The sequence below is a fragment of the Oceanobacillus sp. FSL H7-0719 genome, from assembly GCF_045040795.1.
In the GTDB taxonomy this organism is placed as follows: Bacteria; Bacillota; Bacilli; order Bacillales; family Amphibacillaceae; genus Oceanobacillus.
The window spans coordinates 3,448,387-3,469,543 of record NZ_CP150301.1 but is presented as its reverse complement, the minus strand read 5'-3'; the positions used below and the strand labels follow the sequence as shown (position 1 = coordinate 3,469,543).

The window sequence follows — 21,157 nt, the reverse complement described above, 5'->3', positions numbered from 1 at the left end:
CAATTGTATTTGCAATTTGTTTCAATTCGTTTACACTATAAACAGATATAGAATTTTCTTTAAATTCAAATCTCAAATACATATAAAATCAAAGCGGAAATAATGTTTCATTTAAAGGGGAATTCGGAATGAATAAAGCAATGATTGTACATGAATTCAAAATGATGATGAAATTAAAAAAGAATTATTTATTTGTTATTGCACTGATCAGCTTACTTTTAAGTTATTGTTTCTTAGTTCTTCCCGCAATGGAGACAGATGATTCATTCAATCCAGAAGCAATGAAGAAAGATGTAAAAAACATAGAAGCTGTACAACAAGGGATGATTGCCAGGGGTGGTACAGGTTTTGGCAATATGACAGGTACACCATATGCAGCGAGTACATATGAATTAAAAGTAAAAAGCAGAATGGTACATGCTTTTGAGGATGAAAACTTCAGCCGTTTTATTCAATTGCGAATGAAAGGCTTCGATTTTGATGCTGGAAATGCGATTCGCGATTGGATGCTTGTAGGTGATATTCCCTACCCTGCTTTAGAAGCAGAACGTAATTCTAATCTCAAAAATCTGCGCTATCAGGGTTATTTAGATGCAAATATTCCAATTACCTATGAAATGATTGAGCAAAAGACAGCATTGCAAACAATTATTAATTTCATTCTCGGCACATCAGCAGCTATTGTCTTATTTTGTGCAATTTATTTTAGCAGTGACATGATTTCAAAGGACAGACAGCATCGTACACTTCTTCAGGGTATGCCAATCGGCTGGTATCGTTTAATCAATATCAAGTCATTTGTAGCTTTTCTATATACATTTTTAATACTTTTCGGCCTGCTCGCTGTCGCAATCTTGATTATTACCATTCAAAATGGCTTTGGTTCTTTTCAGCTTTCTGTGCCAATTACGATACCAAGCACACAGCCTGCTGATCACTTTGGCTACCGGTTCAGTGAGTTTGATACCATTTCTACTGCGAAATTTTTACTTATGGCGCTTGGAATTATTCCACTTCTTATTTATTTATTCATTCGGATCAATGCTCTTTTAAGTCTATTATTTAAAAATGCGTGGATTGTCCTCATGATTAGCACCATTCTATTATTTTCGGAGCGTATCTACTACTCTCGAACATTAACAGAGCTTTTTGGCATTGAAATCAGTAATCTTCCGCAGACCTATTTTGACTTTGGCAGAATTATTTCAGGTGAAAAGTATTATTTAGTCCATTTAGAGTCAATTACGTATCAAAAAGGGATACTTGTGCTGTTTATTACAATTTTAATCATAGAAATAATGTTATTTATCATCTCTCAAATCGTGAATAAACGTCGTTTCTATCGTAAAACAGCATAATAAAAAAACTGCATTTTGCGGGGTCTAAGTCCAGTTGCACTGCGATAGTACAAAGGGAGTATTCAGTTGGGGTTAAAACGAGAAAACACCAGATAGAGAGGATAATTGATATGTTTTGGAAGTTTACACTGTTTGAATTGAAATTATTATCAAAAAATCGTAAAAGCTGGTTTATTGCTTTATTTCTACTTTGTTTTTTTGTTTTATATTTTATGTATTATAGTCAAGAACCTCCACTGTCTTTAGTAGAAAATAAAAGAGCAGAAACACAGACATCCTATGCCGTATTTGATTATCTTGATCAGCAGCGTCATGATTTGCCAGAAGTTGCGGAAGTTTATGAGTATCATACACAGATTCAATCCTTATTGGGGATGCAAGTTTGGAACATTGGAAACGGCAATGATAGTGAGCAATATATTAAAGATGGACTGGAAATTAATCAGTTGCGCCTGAAAGTTCATGAACTGAATAATGCCGGGATACCAGATCATCTGATCACTCCCAAAGAAGACATACTAAAAGAAGATGCTTTATTGCATTATATAAATGATAATAATTTACCGATTGAGTCAGACTCATTTGCCACCAACCATTATTTCACGAATGCATTTACGATGTTGACCGGACTATTATTCCTTGCAATTGTCTTAATCAGCGGAAATGAAATGCTTATCTATGAGCATAGACACCAATCCGTCATGCGCGGATTTCCTTTAGGTTTCATGCATAAGATATCTGGCAAAGCAATGGTCCACAGTATCCAAATCTATATCTTTTTGCTCTTAGGATTCTCTATCGGCAGCATCTATTTGGCGAGAAAAATAAATGCAGGTGAGTTTGCTTTTCCTATCCTTATTTATCAGAACGAAAACTATATTGCTGTTCCTGCCAGTCAATACTTGGTTTATATGTTCATGGGACTAGCATTAGTTACAATTCTATTGTTATTATTATCCATCTTACTAAATATGCTCTTTAAGAATGCGTTTGCTAACATCCTAATTGGGTTAGGTATCTTTTTACTCCCTGATATTGCGATGGCTGCAGGATTTAAAGCAGCCTTCTTACACCCAATTAAATTCATTGATATAAGCAAGGTGCTATCAGGAGAACTTGCAACTGAATTAGGTAATTATTCAATAGATTACTTGTTTGCCATGTGTATTCTAGGCGTAATCATTATTCTTCTATTCACAGTAATCTACGCTTTAAATAAATTTACTTATCAAAGGAAGCCCAAAGACGCTCCACTGGAAAAGGCATTCTAATAGAAAAAACCAAGGATAAAATGTATAGAAAAGAGGTTAACCATGCTAAAACTGGAGAATATTTCGGTAAATTATAAAGACAAGGTTGTTTTAGACAATCTTTCGCTAACAGCAAACAGCGGGGAAATTATTGGTCTTGTTGCCCCTAACGGAACTGGTAAAACGACTTTGTTTAACGTCATAGCAAACTTTCTTAAACCAAATAAAGGCACGGTGATTTTTAATAAAAAACTGCAATATAAAACAGAGAAAAAAGAAATTGCCATTCATAAGCAGCTTGCAACTTTTCCCGAACAAGGAGATTTATTTGAAGAATTGACAGGCGTCAATCATATGAAGCTGTATGCAAACATGTGGACAGGCACAACAAAACATGTGGAAGAAATTTATAAGCAGCTGAAAATGGAGGGATATGTAAAAAAGAAAGTGAAAACCTATTCTCTCGGTATGCGGCAAAGACTATGCTTTGCAATGATTGCAGCTGCTGATACACCAATTATGCTGATGGATGAAGTGATGAATGGGCTGGATGTAGCCAATGTTTCACTTATTTCCGATCGTTTAATTCAAATGAAGGCAGAGGGTAAACTTATTTTTGTCGCATCCCATCTGCTTTCAAATCTCGATTTATATGCTGATCGTGTCTTATATTTAAAGGATGGTAACATCATTCATCAGCAGGATGCCAGCAATGCCGCTGAACGATATCTAAAAATAGATCTAGCACCTGAGGAATATGAGGAGTTTTCCTTAACATATTCCTTGCCAGGAAACCATCTTTATATTGCAAATCACCTATGCTGTATCCCAATTTCAAGCATGGCCCAGGGTGAACAAAATGAATGGATAGCAAGATTGTCAGCTTTTGAGGAAAAGGAGCTGGCAATCGGTCCGCTTGGAACAGCAGAATACTATGAAAAATACTATCATGACGTTTGATAGACTTGAGTAACTGGGAGTGTGGATAAAATGAAACAAGCGCTTTTCCTCATCATTGCTTTTTGTTTATTCATTTTAATTGGCTGCAGTGAGGAACCTTCGGAAAAGGTATTACTCTATCAAGATAATAACGAAATCATAGGACCAGAGAAAGATGAACTGATTGGAAACAATAGTGCAACCATTTATCATTCAATCGATCGCAGTAATGCTGAAGCTGAAGAAATTGCGATTAGTCCAATCGAACTGTTGGGAGAAAAGGTTGTTCCCGCAGAGGGCAGATATATGATTGCTGCAGGTGAATTTCATAATGTACCACAATCAGGCAGGGTGCTTGTCTATGATGAAGATGATCAGCTCTTAATTGATGAGCTGTTAGATTATGGATATGGTATCGGAAGTGTGACAGTTGATTTAAATGGGTCACATACTGTCCATGTTGATGGCATAGACTATGCCATCATCACTCCAGTAGCTACTGAATTTTCTAATGAACTAACTGCAGGCATTTGGGAAGTTGGCAAAGATATTGAAGCAGGAGATTATTCTGTAATCCCCAGTACTGATTTTGCATTTGGATATCTTCATATTTTGGAAGAGGGAGAACCCCCCCGAGTGTTTGAGTTCCTCGATAGCAGTGCTGAATCAAGGATTGAAGTTCAGTTAAAGGATGGACAAAGATTAAAAGTTTCTAATTTGAATTTACTTCAATTTGACCCACTATCTTAATAGAGGTATAGAGTGCATGCGAAATGATTATTTCGCATGCACTCTATTTATTTTAAAGCATCCTTCCCACCTTTTTCATTACTTTACAGTTACGATTAATTCTATTAAAAAAGGGAATAGACACAATACATTCAAAATTAAAAGGAGTGTTTTTGTGAAGGCATTAATCTTAAACTGTTCTTTAAAAACATCTGATGAAAAATCCAATACTGACGCTTTATTACAAGAGTTCATCGATGTTTTTAAACAAAAGCAAGTAGAAACAGAAATAATTAGAGTAATGGACTATCATATAGCTTTTGGTGTTGAGGCAAATATGGGAGATGGTGACGAATGGCCTTTGATAGCAGATAAAATAAAGGATGCTGATATTCTCCTCGTAGGAACCCCTATATGGATTGGTGAAAAAAGCAGTGTTGCTAAGATGGTCATGGAAAGAATTACTGGATCCGGATCTGAAACAGATGATAATGGACAACCTATCTATTACAATAAAGTTGCTGGCGTAGTAGTTACAGGAAATGAAGATGGTGCTAAACATGCTGCCAGAGATATTCTCTTCACCTTAGCGCACTATGGGTTTACCATACCGCCTAATCCACTTTGTTATTGGGTTGGTGACGCGGGTCCAGGCCCTTCTTATATCGAGGCAAATGGGCAAGAAAATGAATTCACACAAAAAAATGCCCAGGCTGCCAGTCATAACCTTGTACACTTAGCAAGTATACTAATGAATAATCCAATTCCAGCTGAGGGTAATGCAAGTAACTAAGGAATGAACTTAAATTTTTAAAAAAGTACTGTTTACGCAGTACTTTTTTGATGCAATAAATGATTAGGCACGCATAGGAATTATTTGTTAATCAAGACCAGGTTGCAGATGATAAACAACTTGCTCTATTTGAAAATGTCTCCAGGAATTATCCTTTTTTATCCGATATTGTTAGAGAGCAAGAAATTATAGCGTTTATTAGCTCCCATCATAAATTGAGATGAAGAGTGAATAAAGTATAATTCGATTTTACGTATTATCTGCATTAATATTTCTATAGCGGTTTACAAGTAAAATAGAAATAAGAGGCAGAGACAAAAGAAATATAACATATTAAAATCCGAACGATATTTTAATTCGTTCAGATTTTAAGTGGAATCCTGACTACTTCAATTCAGTGCTTTACGGACACCTCTGGAAAATCGCAGCCCGAATACACTTCGCTTTCCAGGGGCGGCTGGTGAGCCACTCGCGCTAACGCACTCGCAGTCTCACCTAGGCCTTTCCTCCCCTAGGAGTCTTCGTGTATTCGGGCTGCTAAGTGCTGATTAGCTTATTTTGCGTTCTAATTATAGTTATAAAAGAGTGGCTCCTTATCTTAAGCTATCAGCTGAAATACCTTTATGTGTATGCTTTAAAATAGTCTAGTGAGATTAACATGCATATCCTGCCAAAATTCAATGAAATAACCGTTATTTTTTACTGGGAGCAGTCCAAATACTCCGAGACTCCTTGGGGAGCTAAGGCATCGGTAAGACCACGTAGTGCGTAGCACGAGGGGGCTTACCAGCCGCCCTAGGAAATGACCTGACCCCCAAAAGCGAGGAGTATTTGGACTGCGGACTTCCAGCCAATAGGGTAGAAGGCAAAACTAAAGTTACCCTGAATTAAGGTAATCAACACTTTGTATCGACTACGAATCATTTTCCTGTTATAAAAGGTTAACATTAAAAGCTTTTTATTCAATAATGTTCGTCTCTTATTTGGTCGGTATTAGTTAAGTCCCAGCCTCTTTCTTCTTTTCTTCCCCCTCTATTTCATCCGTTTAGCTCCACACCTGTTCCTCTGCTATAATAAAAATTATTACATCTATCATTAGGGGGATGTCGATGAATAAAACAATTGGTATTTTGGCTCACGTTGATGCTGGGAAAACCACCTTTTCTGAGCAGCTGCTATATCATACAGATACAATTAAACAACGAGGACGTGTCGACCATAAGAATGCTTTCCTGGACGGTCATAGATTAGAAAAAGAAAGAGGTATTACTGTATTTGCTGACCAGGGAAGATTCACTTATCGGGATTCAACCTACTACATCATAGACACACCCGGTCACGTCGACTTTTCACCCGAAATGGAAAGAGCAATTCAGGTGATGGATTATGCAATTATCCTAGTCAGTGCAGTTGAAGGCATAGAAGGTCATACGGAAACAGTTTGGCAGCTGCTTAGAAAACATCACATTCCAGCCTTCTTTTTTATTAATAAAGCAGATCGTGAAGGAGCAAATCCATCAAGTATTTTAGAAGATATTCAAACGAATTTATCCTCAGATATATGTGATATTTCGAATTTCCAGAACGGGGAAATGGATGATACATTAATCGAAAGTATTGCGGAACGAGATGAAATCCTATTTGAAAGATATTTAGATACTGGATATGAAAAGTTCTTATGGACGGAAAGCTTGAAAAGACTGATTAAAGAAAATAAATTATTCCCCTGTGCACGAGGGTCTGCTTTAAAAGATGATGGAATTGCAGTGTTTCTTGAACAACTCGAATCACTAACAGAGACAAATTATAATAGTGATGCTCCATTCTCCGCCCGCGTGTATAAAGTCCGTTTTGATGAAAGTTTGAACCGTGTCACTTTTATTAAAATATTAAGTGGGACATTACGCGTGCGGGATGAACTTACATATGGTGACGCGGAAAATAGAATAACAGAAAAGATAACCCAGCTCAGAACTTATAGCGGACAGCATTTTCAACAAGTGAATGCGGTTCAAGCAGGGGAACTTGCTGCAGTTATTGGCTTATCTACTGCTTCAATTGGGGATGGCTTAGGTGAAATAAAGGAAAAATCCAACTTCGAAGTGATGCCAATTTTAAAATCGAAAGTACTTTTTGACTCCATTGTTCCCGTAAAAGATATGTTAGCTTCCTTTCGTATATTAGAAGCAGAGGATCCATCTCTGCAGGTTGTCTGGGATGAAAACTTTCAGGCTATATATATTCATGTCATGGGGAAAATTCAGCTGGAAATAATTGAGAAAGTAGTAAAAGACCGTTTTGATTATACAATTTCGTTTGCCGACCCTGAAATACTTTATAAAGAAACCGTAGATACAACTGTTAATGGCTATGGTCATTTCGAGCCTTGGAAGCATTATGCTGAGGTTCATTTGAAAATTGAACCCGCTCCCAGAGGAACTGGCATGACATTCGCTAATCAATGCCATGCAGATGATTTATCTATAGGAAATCAAAATCTCATTCGGCAGCATATTTTTGAACGCAGCCATCATGGACTCTTAACCGGTTCCCAGCTTACAGACATAAAAGTCACCTTACTAAAAGGACTTGCCCATAACCAGCACACAAAAGGCGGGGACTTTCGCGAAGCAACATTTCGTGCGCTGCGCCAAGGCTTAGAGCAGGCAAAAAACGTTTTATTGGAACCATATTATCATTTTAAGATAAAAGTAAACATCAATCATATCGGAAGGGTAATGTCTGACATTCAACAAGCAAGTGGTACATTCTCTTCTCCAGAAACAATTGGAGACAATGCTGTACTAACAGGCAGTGTACCAGTTGCTGCTTTTATGGACTATCATGCTGTATTTGTTTCATTTACCCATGGAAAAGGTGTACTCTCGCTCCAAAATGGCGGCTACAATCGTTGTCATAATCCAAAAGAAGTGATGGAAAAAACCGCATATCAGAAAGACGCTGATCCAGCGTATTCCTCATCCTCCATCTTTGTTGCTAAAGGAGGCGCTACGATTGTTGTACCGTGGGATGAAGCAAGAGATGCCATGCATGGACTGTAAGGCTTTAATCAGTAAGAACAGAATTGTTCTTACTGATTTTCTAATATATATTCAACTAAAGGACTTCTAACTAGTAAAGCAGACCGACTTCTTTGCAATTAAATAATATCTTTTTATAATCTCTGTACTGTTTAATCGCTATCTATAATACTGCAATTCAATCATCCTCAAACAACATCATTCGGGTTTGTTCAGCAGATTTTGCCTCTGGAAGCTGCGGTAATTTTATTCGTTTATATATACGATCTTTCAGCCCTATCTTCTCTACAAACTCCAGAAAGCCTTGAGCTTTTAAAGCTTCTAAAAAGCTGCATACATCTGGATAGATTCTCAATGTTCCACTGGAAAATGTTTGGCTGGACGCGCCGTGATATGCAACTAGACTTTCGCTTGCCTCCCTAGCACTTACAATGGGTTCTGATAAACTATATAAATAGGTTAGCACCCCAATTTGCAGGCTATCATTTAAACTGGATCCGGTATTTATTTGTACCTGTCCACTTGCAATATTGGCGGACAAAACTGCTTTAAGCTCTTGATAATCTTTAACACGTTGTTTTTCTTCCTGCTCTTCCGCACGTATTTTATTCCGCAGGCTCTGTTCCTCTACCTCTTTCCAGTAAGCCGCAATTTGCTGTTTCAAACGTTTGACTTGTCTATCCAATAAAGGAATCTCAGAATCTAAATGACTCTGAATATCATCAGGGATTGTAATAACGGGAAGGACCCCATCTATATCTGTATCTGCAAGTGACCAGTTCATTGAAATTTTAATTAAAATTTCATCCATCTCATAATCAATGCTTTCAATGCCTTTCACTATTGCTCTTGCAAGCTGTGGCGATATACCTGTATGTTCCTGAAAGTGATTAATCCCAAACCTCTTTATCTCACCTGACTGAGTGTTTTGTAAAACATATTGATATCTAAGCGGTCTGCCACATTCGCAAAAATACTTCGGATTGCTTTGCCATCCTGGACCAGCATCAATATAATCAATAAGCTCCCATCCTTCTGCTATTTGGCTATTTTCCTCTATTGGATCAAGACCGGCTTTTTCCTTGGCTAAAATATTTGCAAATACAGTCTTTCTGCCACGCTTTAAATGCGCAGTAATAAATCTCTGCTGTTTTTCATTCAAAGAACTTAAAATAGAATCTCTTTCCGGCTGTGTTAAATGCTCCATCCTATACATGTCAAACACTCCTAATGATAATAAAATGAATCTAAATGTGTTAATCTTAGCAGTCCTTTGACAAGCTTTCTTGCAAGTCCTTACGCGATTGCTTTTCTAAAAATAGTATACCAGAGCATTAGTTAACAGACAATTCCGCATAAAAAATGCCACAGCATGGATATAACATGCTTGCGGCATCTTTCAATCAATTAGCTCCGATTTTATTTTTCTGCTAATCTCGAAGTTTCCACCCGATTACTTTTAACCAGACTTCCCACTTATACAAATGTACTTAAAATCATACTAATACTCATTTTCCAATCTATTGTTCTGTTATTTTTATTTCGTTTTTGTTTTCCATAGGTTTCATCTTTAATTTTTTCCATCCGTTCATGAGCGATACATTTATAAATAGCAATATCCATATGCACGATTGCTTCCTCCCTTATACTTTCTATATGATTAATCATATAACCGGGAAGACTTCTGGTCGTCGGCTCAGGGCCTGAAATTCGGTAACAATTCTTTCCCACCATCGATTCAGAACAACTCCGTATTAAGACTGAATACATTCAAGTATTCAGGTTGCAGCCGGGTTAAACGAAATCAACTGGTGCATTGGGGTCCACGATTATACGTGAGCCACCTCAATATTTTTAGTTAACATCCCTGTTACCTCCTTTCTTGAATAATAATTGCTACATCCTTATTAACGCATACATAAGCTTGTCCAAACAAGGGAGAGATTAATTATATTTGTTTTATACAATCTGATTCCATACAAAAAACGTGAAGCTCATTATGCTGGCTTCACGTTTCTAATTGATAAATGAAAAGTGCTTATTCATTATATTTACGCATTTTATAAATAATTTTTCGAATACTGTCCATCGATAAATGGAATTTCCGCTCTAATTCTTCCATCGATTTACCATTTGCGTATAGCTGGTAAATTTCTTCATTCCGCTCAGCGATTAACGCTCTTGATCCGCTCACTTCTCCCCAGGCTGCCCGCTCTTTTTTTGCTTTAGGGATATAAATCAAGTCACCTTGAATATATTTCTGCATCTCTTTCAGCAGACTAGGGGGAAGGACCTCTTTTGCATTTCTGTACTGCACGATTTACGGCCTCCTTGTTAACATGTACATTGATAGCTTGATTAACCTGTATAACAATCATTTCGTGACAACTCCTTTCGTTTTATTTAATAAGAATTCTGTATTGCTTACTGCAAATTATAAACGATTTTTCATTTTAAAGTAAGATGCAAATTTTCAAACATTTCTTCACAAATTAAAATGGGACCGCATTATTTAACGGTCCCATATAGTGATTCCCGCACTATGCGGAAATCACCTCTTTGTTCGTGATCAATATAATCAGCCTCCTTTCGCAAGAGTCTATCGGTCCGACACCTTTATTAACTCATATTTTTCATACCCCCTCAAGGGAAAGAATCGATATAGTTGTTTTATCCACCGTTACCGTTCATGAACTGCTTTTTCGCTCAAATTAATTTCTATTACAAAGCACAAACCAGCTATTTATTCTTGAGACAAGTCAAGCCAGTAATATTATGTTCTCTGATATGCACGATGCAACAGTTAAGTTAATAAATAATTATTGTTTGGTTATAAATAGATTAAGGACAATAATGGATAGAGGTACAGATATCATGTCATTCACAGCTTTAACCTTTGAATTAATCGCAGGATTTTTTATATTATTTGCTGTTGTTAAGATTGTCGGCAAAAAAATTATCAATCAAATTACGCCGTTTACTTTTATTGCTTCCATCGTGCTGGGAGAGTTGCTAGGAAATGCCTTATACGATGAGAAAGTTGGGATTGCCTATATTATTTATTCCATGTGTATTTGGGGAATCTTACTAATTATTGTTGAGTTTCTTGGACAAAAGACACGCTTCTTTCGCAGAATCTTTGAAGGTAAACCGTCCGCTTTAATAAAAAATGGAGTCGTGGATTATGAAGCCTTGAAAAAGAATCGAATGAATCTCAATCTGCTGCAAAGTTTACTTCGGCAAAGTGAAACTTTTTCCATTCGAGAAGTTGCCTTTTGTTATTTAGAATCCAACGGTTCGATTAGTATTTTAAAGAAACCAAAGTATCAGAAAACAACTCTAGAAGATCTCAACCTGATTGGAAAACCTGTCTGTGTTCCTGTCACTTTAATTCGTGATGGGGAAGTGCTTTGGGATGAATTGAAAGATTTGGAATATGATGAACCATGGTTAATAATGCAGCTTTCTTCACAGAATGTTTCTCACTATAAAGAGGTATTAATTGCCGAATGGCTGGAAGGTCATGGTTTATTCGTACAGACTTATCCGAAAACATCCAATTAAAATGCCTTTGCCATCTATCATAGCCCATAATAAATTTGATAATAATAATTAATTTAAGTGATTTCAATCACAGAAAGGTTTGACTTCCTTGTTTATTATAAAGACAGATTAGAATTTAGGAGGTTATAACATGCATACATTTACCGCTGAACATACACCAGCTGAAATTGTTAAAGTTTTCCCTAAAGCAAGTGATTTTTTCAAGAAACGCAGGATAGATTTTTGCTGTGGAGGAAACCGTCCGCTGCATACAGTATGTACAGAAAAAGACTTGAATGAAGCGACTGTCCTGTTAGAATTAAATACGGCGTATGAAAATTGGAACGAAGAGTATGAGATGAATGACTGGGATCAAGCTCCACTATCGGATTTAGTCGATTACATCATTCGCAAGCAGCATGCATACTTAAAAGAAGAGCTTGATTCACTAGAACAATTTGTAACGCGAGTATTTCATAGGCATGGTGGCAATCACCCTCATCTTGAGGAATTGCATAGTTTATATCATGAATTTAAAGAAGACATGAAAGAACAGATGTTTAAAGAAGCAAATGAGGTATTCCCTCTAATTAAGGAATATGAAAAAAGCCCAAACCGAGAGCTTGTAGACCGGATTCAACAGGCGAATAGCGGTTTAAAAAATGAGCATAAGACACAGGGCAATACTTTAAAAAGAATTCGGGAGGTCACAAATGGTTTCGCCCCGCCTTCTGGGGCATGCAATACATATAGAATGACTTATGCCCGACTTCAAAATCTCGAAAATGATACTTTTCAGCACGTTCATTTAAAAAATAACGTGTTATTTAAACGAGTTAACTAACATTGGATAATTGTTTGCAAATAGTGCGGTAATGGAAAGAGGACTGTTGGAGCGCGTCAGTCCTCTTTCCATTGCCACTTTGTGAACTAGCCTGTCATTATTTTGTATAATAGAAGGGCAGAGATAAGTGCAACAGCTCGTTTGATCGCCTGCCGTGTACTCCTTTCTTCTTGCTTGTTTTTTGCCATCAATATCGCAGCCAATAAAAAGATGACCGGGGGCATCGTTAACGTAAGAATCAGTTCAATGTTCTTATATAAAAACGATATCATTATCTCATTTGCATCTAAGATAAAATAAACTGTGATAGTCACAATGGATATCGTTCCCAAAACACCTGATATCCATAATGCAGTTGAATAATTCATATTTATATTCCCTTTCACCAATGAAATAACAACATTCTTCCCCTTTTTTCAAAAGAATCCCACAAAGCAATTCATCCCTTAAAATCTTAGATAAGCTTACCATAACCCTGATGAAAGTATAACCGACTAAATCACTAAAACGACTTCCTTCTCTATTATTCTACGTTAAGTAACATCACGAATACTGGTTTTTTACGTAACCCTCACTCTAAACGAGATTCATATTTAGTAGCGGATAAATCCATAACCACTGCCAGTGGAATAAAGTACAATATTAAGTGGGTCACTAGACATGCATTTCCTGTCAAAATAAAGTATAATTTACACTGGAATACAACTAAAGGACTAGGAGGAAATACATAATAATCACAATTAGAGAATCCGATTTCTTAAAGACTATCATTGGCAATATCTAAAGGTGTAATGCAATTTTTAACTATTTTCATAATAACTTTACAAATTGAAGGGGAATACCAATGTCGATTACAGAATTACAACTACAGACTTTACGAACAAAAAATAAAATAATTTTGACCATGCTGATAATAACAGTAATTCTTGGTGTGGTTGTAGAGATAAGCCTGGGTAAACCAATTGAACTAATTATAGCAATTCTTATTGGTGGAACCGCTTTATGTACTACAATTACCTACTTCCATAGAAAAAAGCGACTGACTGAAAAAATAGGGTATATAGCAATTATCGGATTAGCTGTTATTTTAGGCATTATTATTATCATCAGTCCATCTGAAAATAATCTCTCTCTGCTCTATTTCTTATTAGTCAGCTCTGCTTTCTATATGAATCTAATTATCTTTAGCATTGGAACGGTTATGGCCATTATTTTATTACTTTTTGCTTTTTCGATGAATGGAGAGATTTATTCCACAGATATTACCACATTCTTATTTCTATTTTCCTTATCTGTCATTGTACTTTTCTTCCAAACCAGGGTAATGGGTAAAGTGGAAAGAGATCTTGGCAGCATGAAGGCTGCAGTCGAAGACAAACTAGATAAAGAAACACAACACCGAATTGTTATTGAAGAGAATTCACAGGTTATTTTTGAAAACATGGAACAGGTGAAAAATCAAACCGAATTAGAGAAGCAAACAGTAGAAGAAGTGAATGTTTCAGTACAGCAAATTGTTGCTGGAACACAAGACCAAGGAGATTCCATTAACAATATTATGCTCGCGATTGAAAATACAGCAAAACAAGTTGTATCGATGAGTCAACGAATACAAGAGACGAACACATTTACGAATAGTATAAAGGAACAAATTAACGAAGGCAGCTCACAGTCTGAGTTGTTAAATAATAATATGCAGAATTTCAAGAACTTCATCGAAACCCTGACTGTAGATATTAATCAACTGAGTCAAAATATCGATTCCTCATTAGCCGCACTTGGAGCGATCCAAGGAATCACAGATCAAACGAACCTGCTTGCTTTGAATGCCTCAATTGAAGCAGCAAGGGCTGGAGAGGCTGGTAAAGGTTTTTCAGTTGTAGCAGAGGAAATTCGTAAATTAGCAGATGATTCCAAGCAAACGACAGAGCAAATATCAACCATGTTACATCAAGTACATGTGAACAATGAGGAAACACAAAACCAAATGAAAATGGTTTCCAGCAGTATGGATGAAAATATTAAAGAAACGATGCGTAATCGTTCCATTTTCCAATCCATCCAGGATTCCATCACTCAGCTTCATAAAGAAATCCAGACATTTACAACAACAGCTGGGAGCATTGATCAAGACACAAGGAGTATTGAAGAGACAATAAATGAATTTGCCTCTGTTTTAGAGCAGACTACTGCTTCTCTAGAAGAGATATCTGCAAGCATTCAGATTCAGACGGAAAATAAAGAACAACTCAGCCAGCTTGTACAAAAAACGGATCTTGCTGCGCAAAATCTTTCTCATCTTTTCGAGTCAGAATAAACGTTGTTCATTTAATAGGCGAACTTTGAAATATAGAAAAACACGAAAAAACAATGATGTTTTTTTCGTGTTTTTTCTATATATCTTGTTATCTGTCCATTTATCACAGACTCTCTTCCATAGTCAAAATGAACTCTACCAGCACATCTCGATATTCTCTTACCGAGTCAACATGTACCATTTCATTTTCCCCATGCCAGTCACTGCCAACAGGGCCAAATTCTACTGCTGAACCTCCATATTTAGTAAAAAATTGCCCATCACTGGAACCATGCTGACCAAACAGATTTACTTTTTCGAGCTGTGTTACTCTTTTAATTGATTCGCCTAATACTTCTACATAAGGATTGTCAGCCCTTGTTCTGACCGGATTATTAAGATTATGGACAGTCAGGGTACTGTCTGTTATTACCCTAATCTGATTAATGATATCTTCTGGTGATTGGTCTGGCAGATATCTGATATCCAAAGACATATCACAGTGATCGGGTACCTTATTATAGACGGTTCCTCCTTGAATCTTCGCTAGATTAATAGAGGGTTTGGTATACATTGGGGAGCTTTCCTGGGCAAAAGGAAGCTCTATAATTTCTTCATAGAGACCGATTGCCTTAGTGATTGCATTCGCACCTTCCCAAGGACGACTCCCATGGGCTGGTTTTCCTTTGATGGTAATATCGAGCTGAAGCACACCTTTTGATTGAATAGCAATTCCCATATTTGTTGGTTCCCCACAAATAATAAAGTCTCCCAAATAGCCTTGCTCTATTAAATAATTTGTACCATGCATGCCGCCAGTTTCTTCGTCTGGAACAATCTGAAGCATAACCTTGGATGCTAATTCCCTGTCTTTCAGTTGTGCAGCTGCGACCATAGATGCAGCTACTCCTGCTTTCATATCAGCTGAACCGCGGCCATACATTTTCCCCTCTTTGCTATAAGGAAGGAACTGCCTTTTCTCTGCTTCTATGACATCGACGTGTCCATTTAATACAATCGTATGATCTCCTTCACCTATTTCACAGACAAGCATATGAAACCCCTCATTCTCTAATTTCTTCACAGAAAGGCCTTGTTCTGTTAACCATTGCTCACAATAGGCAATCACTTCATTCGCACCTGATTTTGTAGAACTGTCGATTTTTATTAGTTCTTCTAATAAAGGAATTGGATCACCCATTTTATCTCTCCTTCACATGTAAAATTTCATTCATTATTTTACCGTCGATGTTATTCTTCAAGTGCCCGTCTCACCTTTTCTGTATTTATCGGGACGACAATGTCATGTCGCGCCAGCTCTATATCAGACTTTTGCTGCAGCCAATCCTCTTGCACCACTTTATTGGCCGTTAGCGCAACAATTGCAGCTGGAATATCTGCTCCCGCTAAGTGAGTAAAAGCATAGCCGCCACCAAATCGTGGATTAATATCAATAACATAATAATCAGTGCCATTAAAATAGACATCCGTGTTCATATATCCTGCATGTCCAAAACCTTTACCCATCTGCTCTGCAATATGTGTTAATTCTGGGAAATTGACCGTAATGCACCGATCGATATCTCCGCCTCTCATACCTAATTGCTTCCGAGCAAAAGACGTAAGATAACGGCCATTTAAATCATTAAACATATCGACACTAAATTTATCTCCATCAATCACTTCCTGAATAATTATATTGTCTTCAGGTTTTCTTGATGTAGCTCCATTCAATGGGCTTTCTTTAATCTCATGGACAGCATGCTGATAGGCAAATTCCATATCCTCTATATTATCGATAATTTCAATACCTATCGATGCCGAACCATTTCGGGGCTTTATGATTAACGGAAAGGATACTTCTTGACTTTCTAAAGCTTGCTTTGCGTCTTCAACATAAAAATAGGAAAGTGGCGTCTTAACGTCAAACGATTCCAGCAAATCCTGGTACTTCCCTTTATCTCGTACCTTTTCAACGATGTTAAAATTCGGTGCAAATACGGATACACCTAGCTTCTCCAATTCTTTTTTATGCTCCGATATCTCGGGCACTTCCCAATCATTTAATGGGACAAGACAGTCCACATCATGTTTTTTACAAATATCCAGTATTGCTTCCATATAATTACCATCTGTTTGCTCCGGGATTATATAGCTTTCGTCCCCTGCTTGGAGCGATGGGGCATTATATTCAGGGTCCGCAACAATTACTTTCCCGCCAATACCAGCATTTTTTAAAGCATCCTGAAAAAATCCAACCAAGTCTATTCTTCTTGCAGTTGATGTCAATAATATATTCAAATTTATGCAACTCCTCGCTGATTAAAACGTATTTCATAAACAAGATACTAATATTTACCCATCCTATTAAACTTTAATCTTTCTTTGTTTTCATAATTCTTATGAAGAGAGGAATTTTCATGTTAGAAGATTGATAGTCTAAGGCGATTAATGCTTATGGACAAACAGTGAAAATATTGGGAAAGATTATAGACCAAAATATATCGCGAGGTAAATGCCGGCATGGTGACTAAAAGAAATTAAATGTTTTTGTTTTAAGCCGATAATAATTTTTCATCATTAAAAAACCAATGAAGCAAGATGTTTAATCTCGCTTCATTGGTTTGATTCCAAGAAATTATTCTTCCATATTAGCTACTAATCTGCCAGTTACCTTATTATCTTCGAGCATCTGAATACCCTCAGGAATTTCTTCAAATGAAATTTCAGTAATTTTAGGATTCACCTTACCGCTAGCAAATAATTCATATATTTCTTCTATATCTTGCTTCGTGCCGCTTAATTTAAAATCCGAACGAAATTAAGGTATCGTTCGGATTTTAATATATTATATTTCTTTTGTCTCAGCCTCTTCTTACCTTAAGAGTATGGATAAGCGCGTTTTGTATGTTGAATGGAAATCCATTTCGTTGTCGTAAATGCATCTAAGCTCCACTCTCCATTTAAGCGCCCAATTCCAGAGTTTTTGACACCACCGAAGGCAACGTTAGGCTCATCATTAATTGTTCCATCGTTAATATGAATCATGCCAGTGTCCATCCGTTTCGCAAGTTCCGCACCACGCTCTACGTCTCTTGTATGAATTGCACCACTCAAACCGTATGGGCTCTGGTTAGCATAGTTCAATACTTCTTCTTCGCTTGCTACTTTCATGATTGATACAACTGGTGCGAAAAATTCCTCATTTGCAATTGTCATATCTGGAGTAACATCTGTAAACACAACTGGTTCTATTACGTTTCCGACAATATTACCTTTCAGTAAAGGAGTTGCACCTTCTTCAATTCCCTTTTCAATTAAGTCTACAGTTGTTTTAACTTGGCGCTCGTTGATAACTGGTCCAATAATCGTGTTTGGATCTTTCGGGTCACCACAAGTCAGGCCAGATACTGTCTTAATATATTTTTCTACGAATTCATCATATACATCTTCATGTACAATTAAGCGATTAGCTGACATACAGATTTGTCCTTGGTGTGTAAAGCGGCTAAATACACCTGCACTTACTGCTAAATCAATATCCGCATCTTCTAAAACAACTAATGCACTATTTCCGCCTAATTCCAAATGAACTTCTTTTAGATTTCTTCCAGCAACTTCCCCGATATGTTTTCCAACCTTTGTGGAGCCTGTAAAGGAAATAGCACGTGGAATTGGGTGTTCAACAAAGTTATCGCCAATCTCTGATATTTCAGTAGTAATAACATTTAACAATCCTTTAGGCAATCCAGCACTCTCAAATATTTTGGCAATAAGTGTTCCACCAGTAATTGCTGTATGCTCATGCGGTTTCAATACAACACCATTTCCTGTAGCCAAAGCTGGGGCAACAGATTTCATAGATAAGAAAAACGGGAAGTTAAATGGACTAATAACTCCAACCACACCTACTGGCACACGGTAAACACGATTTTCCTTTCCATCAATTGGAGATGGTAAGATTGTTCCATTCATACGCATAGGGAAAGTGGATGCTTCTTTTATCATGTTTGTAACTAAGCCAATCTCGAATTCTGCTTTTAAGCGTGTACCACCAATTTCATCAATGATCACATCAACAATTGCTTCATGATTTTCTTTGATATAGTCTGCCGCTTTATCAAATACTTCTCTTTGTACGACTGGGTTTGTTTTTGCCCATTTTGCTTGTACAGTTTGTGCCGATTCATATGCAGCATTCAAATCTGCTAAACTGGCAGCTTTATACGTTGCAATAATTTCACCATTATATGGATTTTTATTTTCCATGCTAAGATCACTAGAACCGTCTGTCCATTCTCCGCTAATATATTGACTAGCTAATTCTTTAAAGTTCATCATATTCATTCAACCCCTCATTCAGTTTTTAACTCGATGTTTTCTCTAGCTAACTCTGCTAAACTATGAATATTCCCATTGATTTCTTCCATTGTTGCTGTTAATTCTTCAATCGAAGCGGATTGAGTATTGGATTCCAGATTTACATTTTGTATATCCTTATCCAGATTCTCAATCACTCCTTTAATTTGGCTTGTAATCTTTTGGATTTCTTGTACATTGTCTTTTGAATTCGTTGCCATTTTTCTGATTTCATCAGCAACAACGCCAAATCCTCTTCCATGTTCTCCAGCGCGTGCTGATTCAATAGCTGCATTTAATCCTAGTAAATTACTCTGATCTGCGATATCTCTAACAGCTGTTGAAACCTTCTCAATCAAATCAACACTATCCGTTACTTCATTTGCCTTTTCAGATACAAAGCTAATATTCGTGGCTAATTCATTTACTGATTCTGCCATTTCTTGTACAGTATTCGTAACTTCATCAATCACATTTGATAGGCTGCCAGCTATCTCAGATAGTTTGTTCGCCTTTTCAACGTTCAGCCCAACACCTACTCCTCCAATTACCTGTCCTTGCTCATCATGTACCGGTATAGCACGTGAAACAAGATTGACTCCAAACAAGTCTGCCGGTACAATCATTGCTTGATTTTTATTTTCATGAATCGCTCGTGCAATAATATCTCCCTCAAGCAGTGGATCACCAGGAGTTACATTAAGTGAAAAAGTTTTAGCTGGGATATTGATGATTAATTTCTCTGTATCGTAAATTCCAATCGTTATATCATCATTAACCAGCATTTGAAAATATGGAGCCAATTGAATAAAGGATTGCAGGACTGGATGTACATCTTTTTGTATTAAGGTATCTTGCATTTTTATACGTCCTTCTGTCATAAATTTACCTACATTAGGCATATGTATCTACTCCCATCTTTTATATCGGACTTTTATATTATAAATGAAGAAATTTCAAGGAAAAACTTACCATATATATTTTGAACTCGTATTCCATCTGATGGAACTTCATTATTCACTAATATAAATTGAAACTCTTCGTTTATAAATGCCATAAAGAATCCTGCTTTAAAATTATACAAATACTCAAAATAAACATTTTTATTAACTCCTGTCATTATGTTCCGATATTATATAAAGGATATTAAATAAAGGAGTTTTTTTATTGGATAAAGTTCAAGCATTTATTACGTCAATACCTTATATTAAGATAATTTTAAGAGAAGAGATGATGATCACAGTATTTGATCATGAAAAATATGTGTATTACTCTCCAAGCTCTGAATTGAATTTTGGTCATAATCCTGGGGACCCACTTCCGGAAGGATATTTAAACTATAAAATGGTAAATAAATCAGGAACCACTGTTGTTAAAGTACCAAAAGAAGAATATGGCATACCTTTTGTAAGTATTTCTTTTCCCATCAAGGATGAGAATAATGAAATAATCGCCGCTGTAAATGCAGCAATTAGTACGAAAAAACAAGATACATTTAATGATATCGTTGCAGCCATGGACAGCATTGCTGAGTCTCTATCAGACAAGGTCCAATTTATTGCTGCCCATTCAGAAGAGCTAACTGCTACCTCGGAGCAAATTACCGAGAATACAAAAAGCACAGTAGAATATTCTACAAAGATTACGGATATAGCTGGAACAATAAAAGGAATAAGTGATCAGACAAATTTACTTGGTTTAAATGCTTCAATTGAAGCTGCGAGAGTAGGAAACGCAGGTGCTGGATTTGGTGTTGTTGCTTCTGAAGTGCGAAAACTTGCAATTAGTTCAAAGGAAGCAACAGTGAGTATAGAAGAAACACTTGGTGCTATTAAAAAATCTATTGAACAAATGCAGGAGGACTTTGGAGAAATCGCGAAATCCTCTCAAGAAGAATCCAAGATGTTAACAGAATTCATGTCAGAAATAGAAACGCTGACAACGACATCAAGTAAACTGAAGGAATTAATGAAAGATATTAACTTATAATTTTCTAAAAAAAGCA

19 protein-coding genes are annotated in these 21,157 nt (G+C 36.6%); 10 read left to right on the top strand and 9 right to left on the bottom strand.

What is annotated here, in order from left to right; translation table 11 throughout:
* Positions 1 to 128 precede the first annotated feature (128 nt).
* The 6 genes from NST93_RS17735 to NST93_RS17710 all read left to right on the top strand — a co-directional run bounded on the left by NST93_RS17735 (position 129) and on the right by NST93_RS17710 (position 8,131).
* Entirely contained in the window at positions 129 to 1,358 is a 1,230-nt protein-coding gene (locus NST93_RS17735; RefSeq protein WP_405099338.1) for a hypothetical protein, read from the top strand.
* Positions 1,359 to 1,468: 110 nt separating this feature from the next.
* The gene (locus tag NST93_RS17730; RefSeq protein WP_405099336.1) at positions 1,469 to 2,629 is read left to right on the top strand and encodes a hypothetical protein; all 1,161 of its coding nucleotides are present in this window, start codon (positions 1,469 to 1,471) and stop codon (positions 2,627 to 2,629) included.
* 42 nt (positions 2,630 to 2,671) lie between these two features.
* The gene (locus tag NST93_RS17725; RefSeq protein ID WP_405099334.1) at positions 2,672 to 3,568 is read left to right on the top strand and encodes an ABC transporter ATP-binding protein; all 897 of its coding nucleotides are present in this window, start codon (positions 2,672 to 2,674) and stop codon (positions 3,566 to 3,568) included.
* Positions 3,569 to 3,598: 30 nt separating this feature from the next.
* Positions 3,599 to 4,297: a hypothetical protein gene (locus tag NST93_RS17720; RefSeq protein ID WP_405099332.1), complete on the top strand. Its 699-nt coding sequence runs from the start codon at positions 3,599 to 3,601 to the stop codon at positions 4,295 to 4,297.
* 154 nt (positions 4,298 to 4,451) lie between these two features.
* A complete protein-coding gene (locus NST93_RS17715) occupies positions 4,452 to 5,069 on the top strand; it encodes a flavodoxin family protein (protein ID WP_405099330.1) in 618 nt (205 codons plus the stop codon).
* Positions 5,070 to 6,178: 1,109 nt separating this feature from the next.
* The gene (locus NST93_RS17710) at positions 6,179 to 8,131 is read left to right on the top strand and encodes a GTP-binding protein (RefSeq protein ID WP_405099328.1); all 1,953 of its coding nucleotides are present in this window, start codon (positions 6,179 to 6,181) and stop codon (positions 8,129 to 8,131) included.
* Between the two features lie 157 nt (positions 8,132 to 8,288).
* Here the strand turns inward: NST93_RS17710 and NST93_RS17705 are convergent, their stop codons facing one another.
* From NST93_RS17705 to NST93_RS17695, 3 genes are all read right to left on the bottom strand, one after another.
* On the bottom strand, positions 8,289 to 9,326 hold the full coding sequence (locus tag NST93_RS17705) for a DUF3895 domain-containing protein (RefSeq protein WP_405099326.1): 1,038 nt from the start codon (positions 9,324 to 9,326) through the stop codon (positions 8,289 to 8,291).
* A gap of 260 nt (positions 9,327 to 9,586) precedes the next feature.
* Positions 9,587 to 9,778 carry a hypothetical protein gene (locus tag NST93_RS17700; protein ID WP_405099324.1) on the bottom strand — a complete coding sequence of 64 codons (192 nt, stop codon included), beginning with the start codon at positions 9,776 to 9,778 and terminating at the stop codon, positions 9,587 to 9,589.
* Between the two features lie 370 nt (positions 9,779 to 10,148).
* A complete protein-coding gene (locus NST93_RS17695; RefSeq protein ID WP_405099322.1) occupies positions 10,149 to 10,427 on the bottom strand; it encodes a CD3324 family protein in 279 nt (92 codons plus the stop codon).
* A gap of 557 nt (positions 10,428 to 10,984) precedes the next feature.
* Between NST93_RS17695 and NST93_RS17690 the strand changes: the two genes are divergently transcribed.
* Positions 10,985 to 11,674 carry a YetF domain-containing protein gene (locus NST93_RS17690; protein ID WP_405103943.1) on the top strand — a complete coding sequence of 230 codons (690 nt, stop codon included), beginning with the start codon at positions 10,985 to 10,987 and terminating at the stop codon, positions 11,672 to 11,674.
* Between the two features lie 130 nt (positions 11,675 to 11,804).
* A complete protein-coding gene (gene ric / locus NST93_RS17685) occupies positions 11,805 to 12,497 on the top strand; it encodes an iron-sulfur cluster repair di-iron protein (RefSeq protein WP_405099320.1) in 693 nt (230 codons plus the stop codon).
* An 86-nt stretch (positions 12,498 to 12,583) separates the two neighbouring features.
* On the opposite strand, the gene NST93_RS17680 is transcribed toward ric, so the two are convergent.
* Complete coding sequence (locus NST93_RS17680) at positions 12,584 to 12,865, bottom strand: hypothetical protein (RefSeq protein WP_405099318.1); 282 nt, start codon at positions 12,863 to 12,865, stop codon at positions 12,584 to 12,586.
* 476 nt (positions 12,866 to 13,341) lie between these two features.
* Between NST93_RS17680 and NST93_RS17675 the strand changes: the two genes are divergently transcribed.
* A complete protein-coding gene (locus NST93_RS17675) occupies positions 13,342 to 14,814 on the top strand; it encodes a methyl-accepting chemotaxis protein (RefSeq protein WP_405099316.1) in 1,473 nt (490 codons plus the stop codon).
* A 103-nt stretch (positions 14,815 to 14,917) separates the two neighbouring features.
* Here the strand turns inward: NST93_RS17675 and NST93_RS17670 are convergent, their stop codons facing one another.
* The 5 genes from NST93_RS17670 to NST93_RS17650 all read right to left on the bottom strand — a co-directional run bounded on the left by NST93_RS17670 (position 14,918) and on the right by NST93_RS17650 (position 20,012).
* Positions 14,918 to 15,994 carry a M20 family metallopeptidase gene (locus tag NST93_RS17670; protein ID WP_405099314.1) on the bottom strand — a complete coding sequence of 359 codons (1,077 nt, stop codon included), beginning with the start codon at positions 15,992 to 15,994 and terminating at the stop codon, positions 14,918 to 14,920.
* Positions 15,995 to 16,044: 50 nt separating this feature from the next.
* On the bottom strand, positions 16,045 to 17,094 hold the full coding sequence (locus NST93_RS17665) for an ATP-grasp domain-containing protein (RefSeq protein WP_405099312.1): 1,050 nt from the start codon (positions 17,092 to 17,094) through the stop codon (positions 16,045 to 16,047).
* Between the two features lie 337 nt (positions 17,095 to 17,431).
* Positions 17,432 to 17,575: a hypothetical protein gene (locus NST93_RS17660; RefSeq protein WP_405103941.1), complete on the bottom strand. Its 144-nt coding sequence runs from the start codon at positions 17,573 to 17,575 to the stop codon at positions 17,432 to 17,434.
* 98 nt (positions 17,576 to 17,673) lie between these two features.
* Positions 17,674 to 19,134: an aldehyde dehydrogenase family protein gene (locus NST93_RS17655; protein ID WP_405099310.1), complete on the bottom strand. Its 1,461-nt coding sequence runs from the start codon at positions 19,132 to 19,134 to the stop codon at positions 17,674 to 17,676.
* Positions 19,135 to 19,148: 14 nt separating this feature from the next.
* Positions 19,149 to 20,012: a methyl-accepting chemotaxis protein gene (locus NST93_RS17650; protein WP_405103939.1), complete on the bottom strand. Its 864-nt coding sequence runs from the start codon at positions 20,010 to 20,012 to the stop codon at positions 19,149 to 19,151.
* 307 nt (positions 20,013 to 20,319) lie between these two features.
* Between NST93_RS17650 and NST93_RS17645 the strand changes: the two genes are divergently transcribed.
* Complete coding sequence (locus NST93_RS17645) at positions 20,320 to 21,141, top strand: methyl-accepting chemotaxis protein (protein WP_405099308.1); 822 nt, start codon at positions 20,320 to 20,322, stop codon at positions 21,139 to 21,141.
* Positions 21,142 to 21,157: the final 16 nt, after the last annotated feature.

Excerpts from the sequence above, each read along its gene's own strand:
- NST93_RS17735 (WP_405099338.1), top strand. The coding sequence starts at position 129 with ATGAATAAAGCAATGATTGTACATGAATTCAAAATGATGATGAAATTA.
- NST93_RS17730 (WP_405099336.1), top strand. The coding sequence starts at position 1,469 with ATGTTTTGGAAGTTTACACTGTTTGAATTGAAATTATTATCAAAAAAT.
- NST93_RS17725 (WP_405099334.1), top strand. The coding sequence starts at position 2,672 with ATGCTAAAACTGGAGAATATTTCGGTAAATTATAAAGACAAGGTTGTT.
- NST93_RS17720 (WP_405099332.1), top strand. The coding sequence starts at position 3,599 with ATGAAACAAGCGCTTTTCCTCATCATTGCTTTTTGTTTATTCATTTTA.
- NST93_RS17710 (WP_405099328.1), top strand. The coding sequence starts at position 6,179 with ATGAATAAAACAATTGGTATTTTGGCTCACGTTGATGCTGGGAAAACC.
- NST93_RS17705 (WP_405099326.1), bottom strand. The coding sequence starts at position 9,326 with ATGTATAGGATGGAGCATTTAACACAGCCGGAAAGAGATTCTATTTTA.
- NST93_RS17700 (WP_405099324.1), bottom strand. The coding sequence starts at position 9,778 with ATGATTAATCATATAGAAAGTATAAGGGAGGAAGCAATCGTGCATATG.
- NST93_RS17690 (WP_405103943.1), top strand. The coding sequence starts at position 10,985 with ATGTCATTCACAGCTTTAACCTTTGAATTAATCGCAGGATTTTTTATA.
- ric (WP_405099320.1), top strand. The coding sequence starts at position 11,805 with ATGCATACATTTACCGCTGAACATACACCAGCTGAAATTGTTAAAGTT.
- NST93_RS17680 (WP_405099318.1), bottom strand. The coding sequence starts at position 12,865 with ATGAATTATTCAACTGCATTATGGATATCAGGTGTTTTGGGAACGATA.
- NST93_RS17675 (WP_405099316.1), top strand. The coding sequence starts at position 13,342 with ATGTCGATTACAGAATTACAACTACAGACTTTACGAACAAAAAATAAA.
- NST93_RS17670 (WP_405099314.1), bottom strand. The coding sequence starts at position 15,994 with ATGGGTGATCCAATTCCTTTATTAGAAGAACTAATAAAAATCGACAGT.
- NST93_RS17655 (WP_405099310.1), bottom strand. The coding sequence starts at position 19,134 with ATGATGAACTTTAAAGAATTAGCTAGTCAATATATTAGCGGAGAATGG.
- NST93_RS17650 (WP_405103939.1), bottom strand. The coding sequence starts at position 20,012 with ATGCAAGATACCTTAATACAAAAAGATGTACATCCAGTCCTGCAATCC.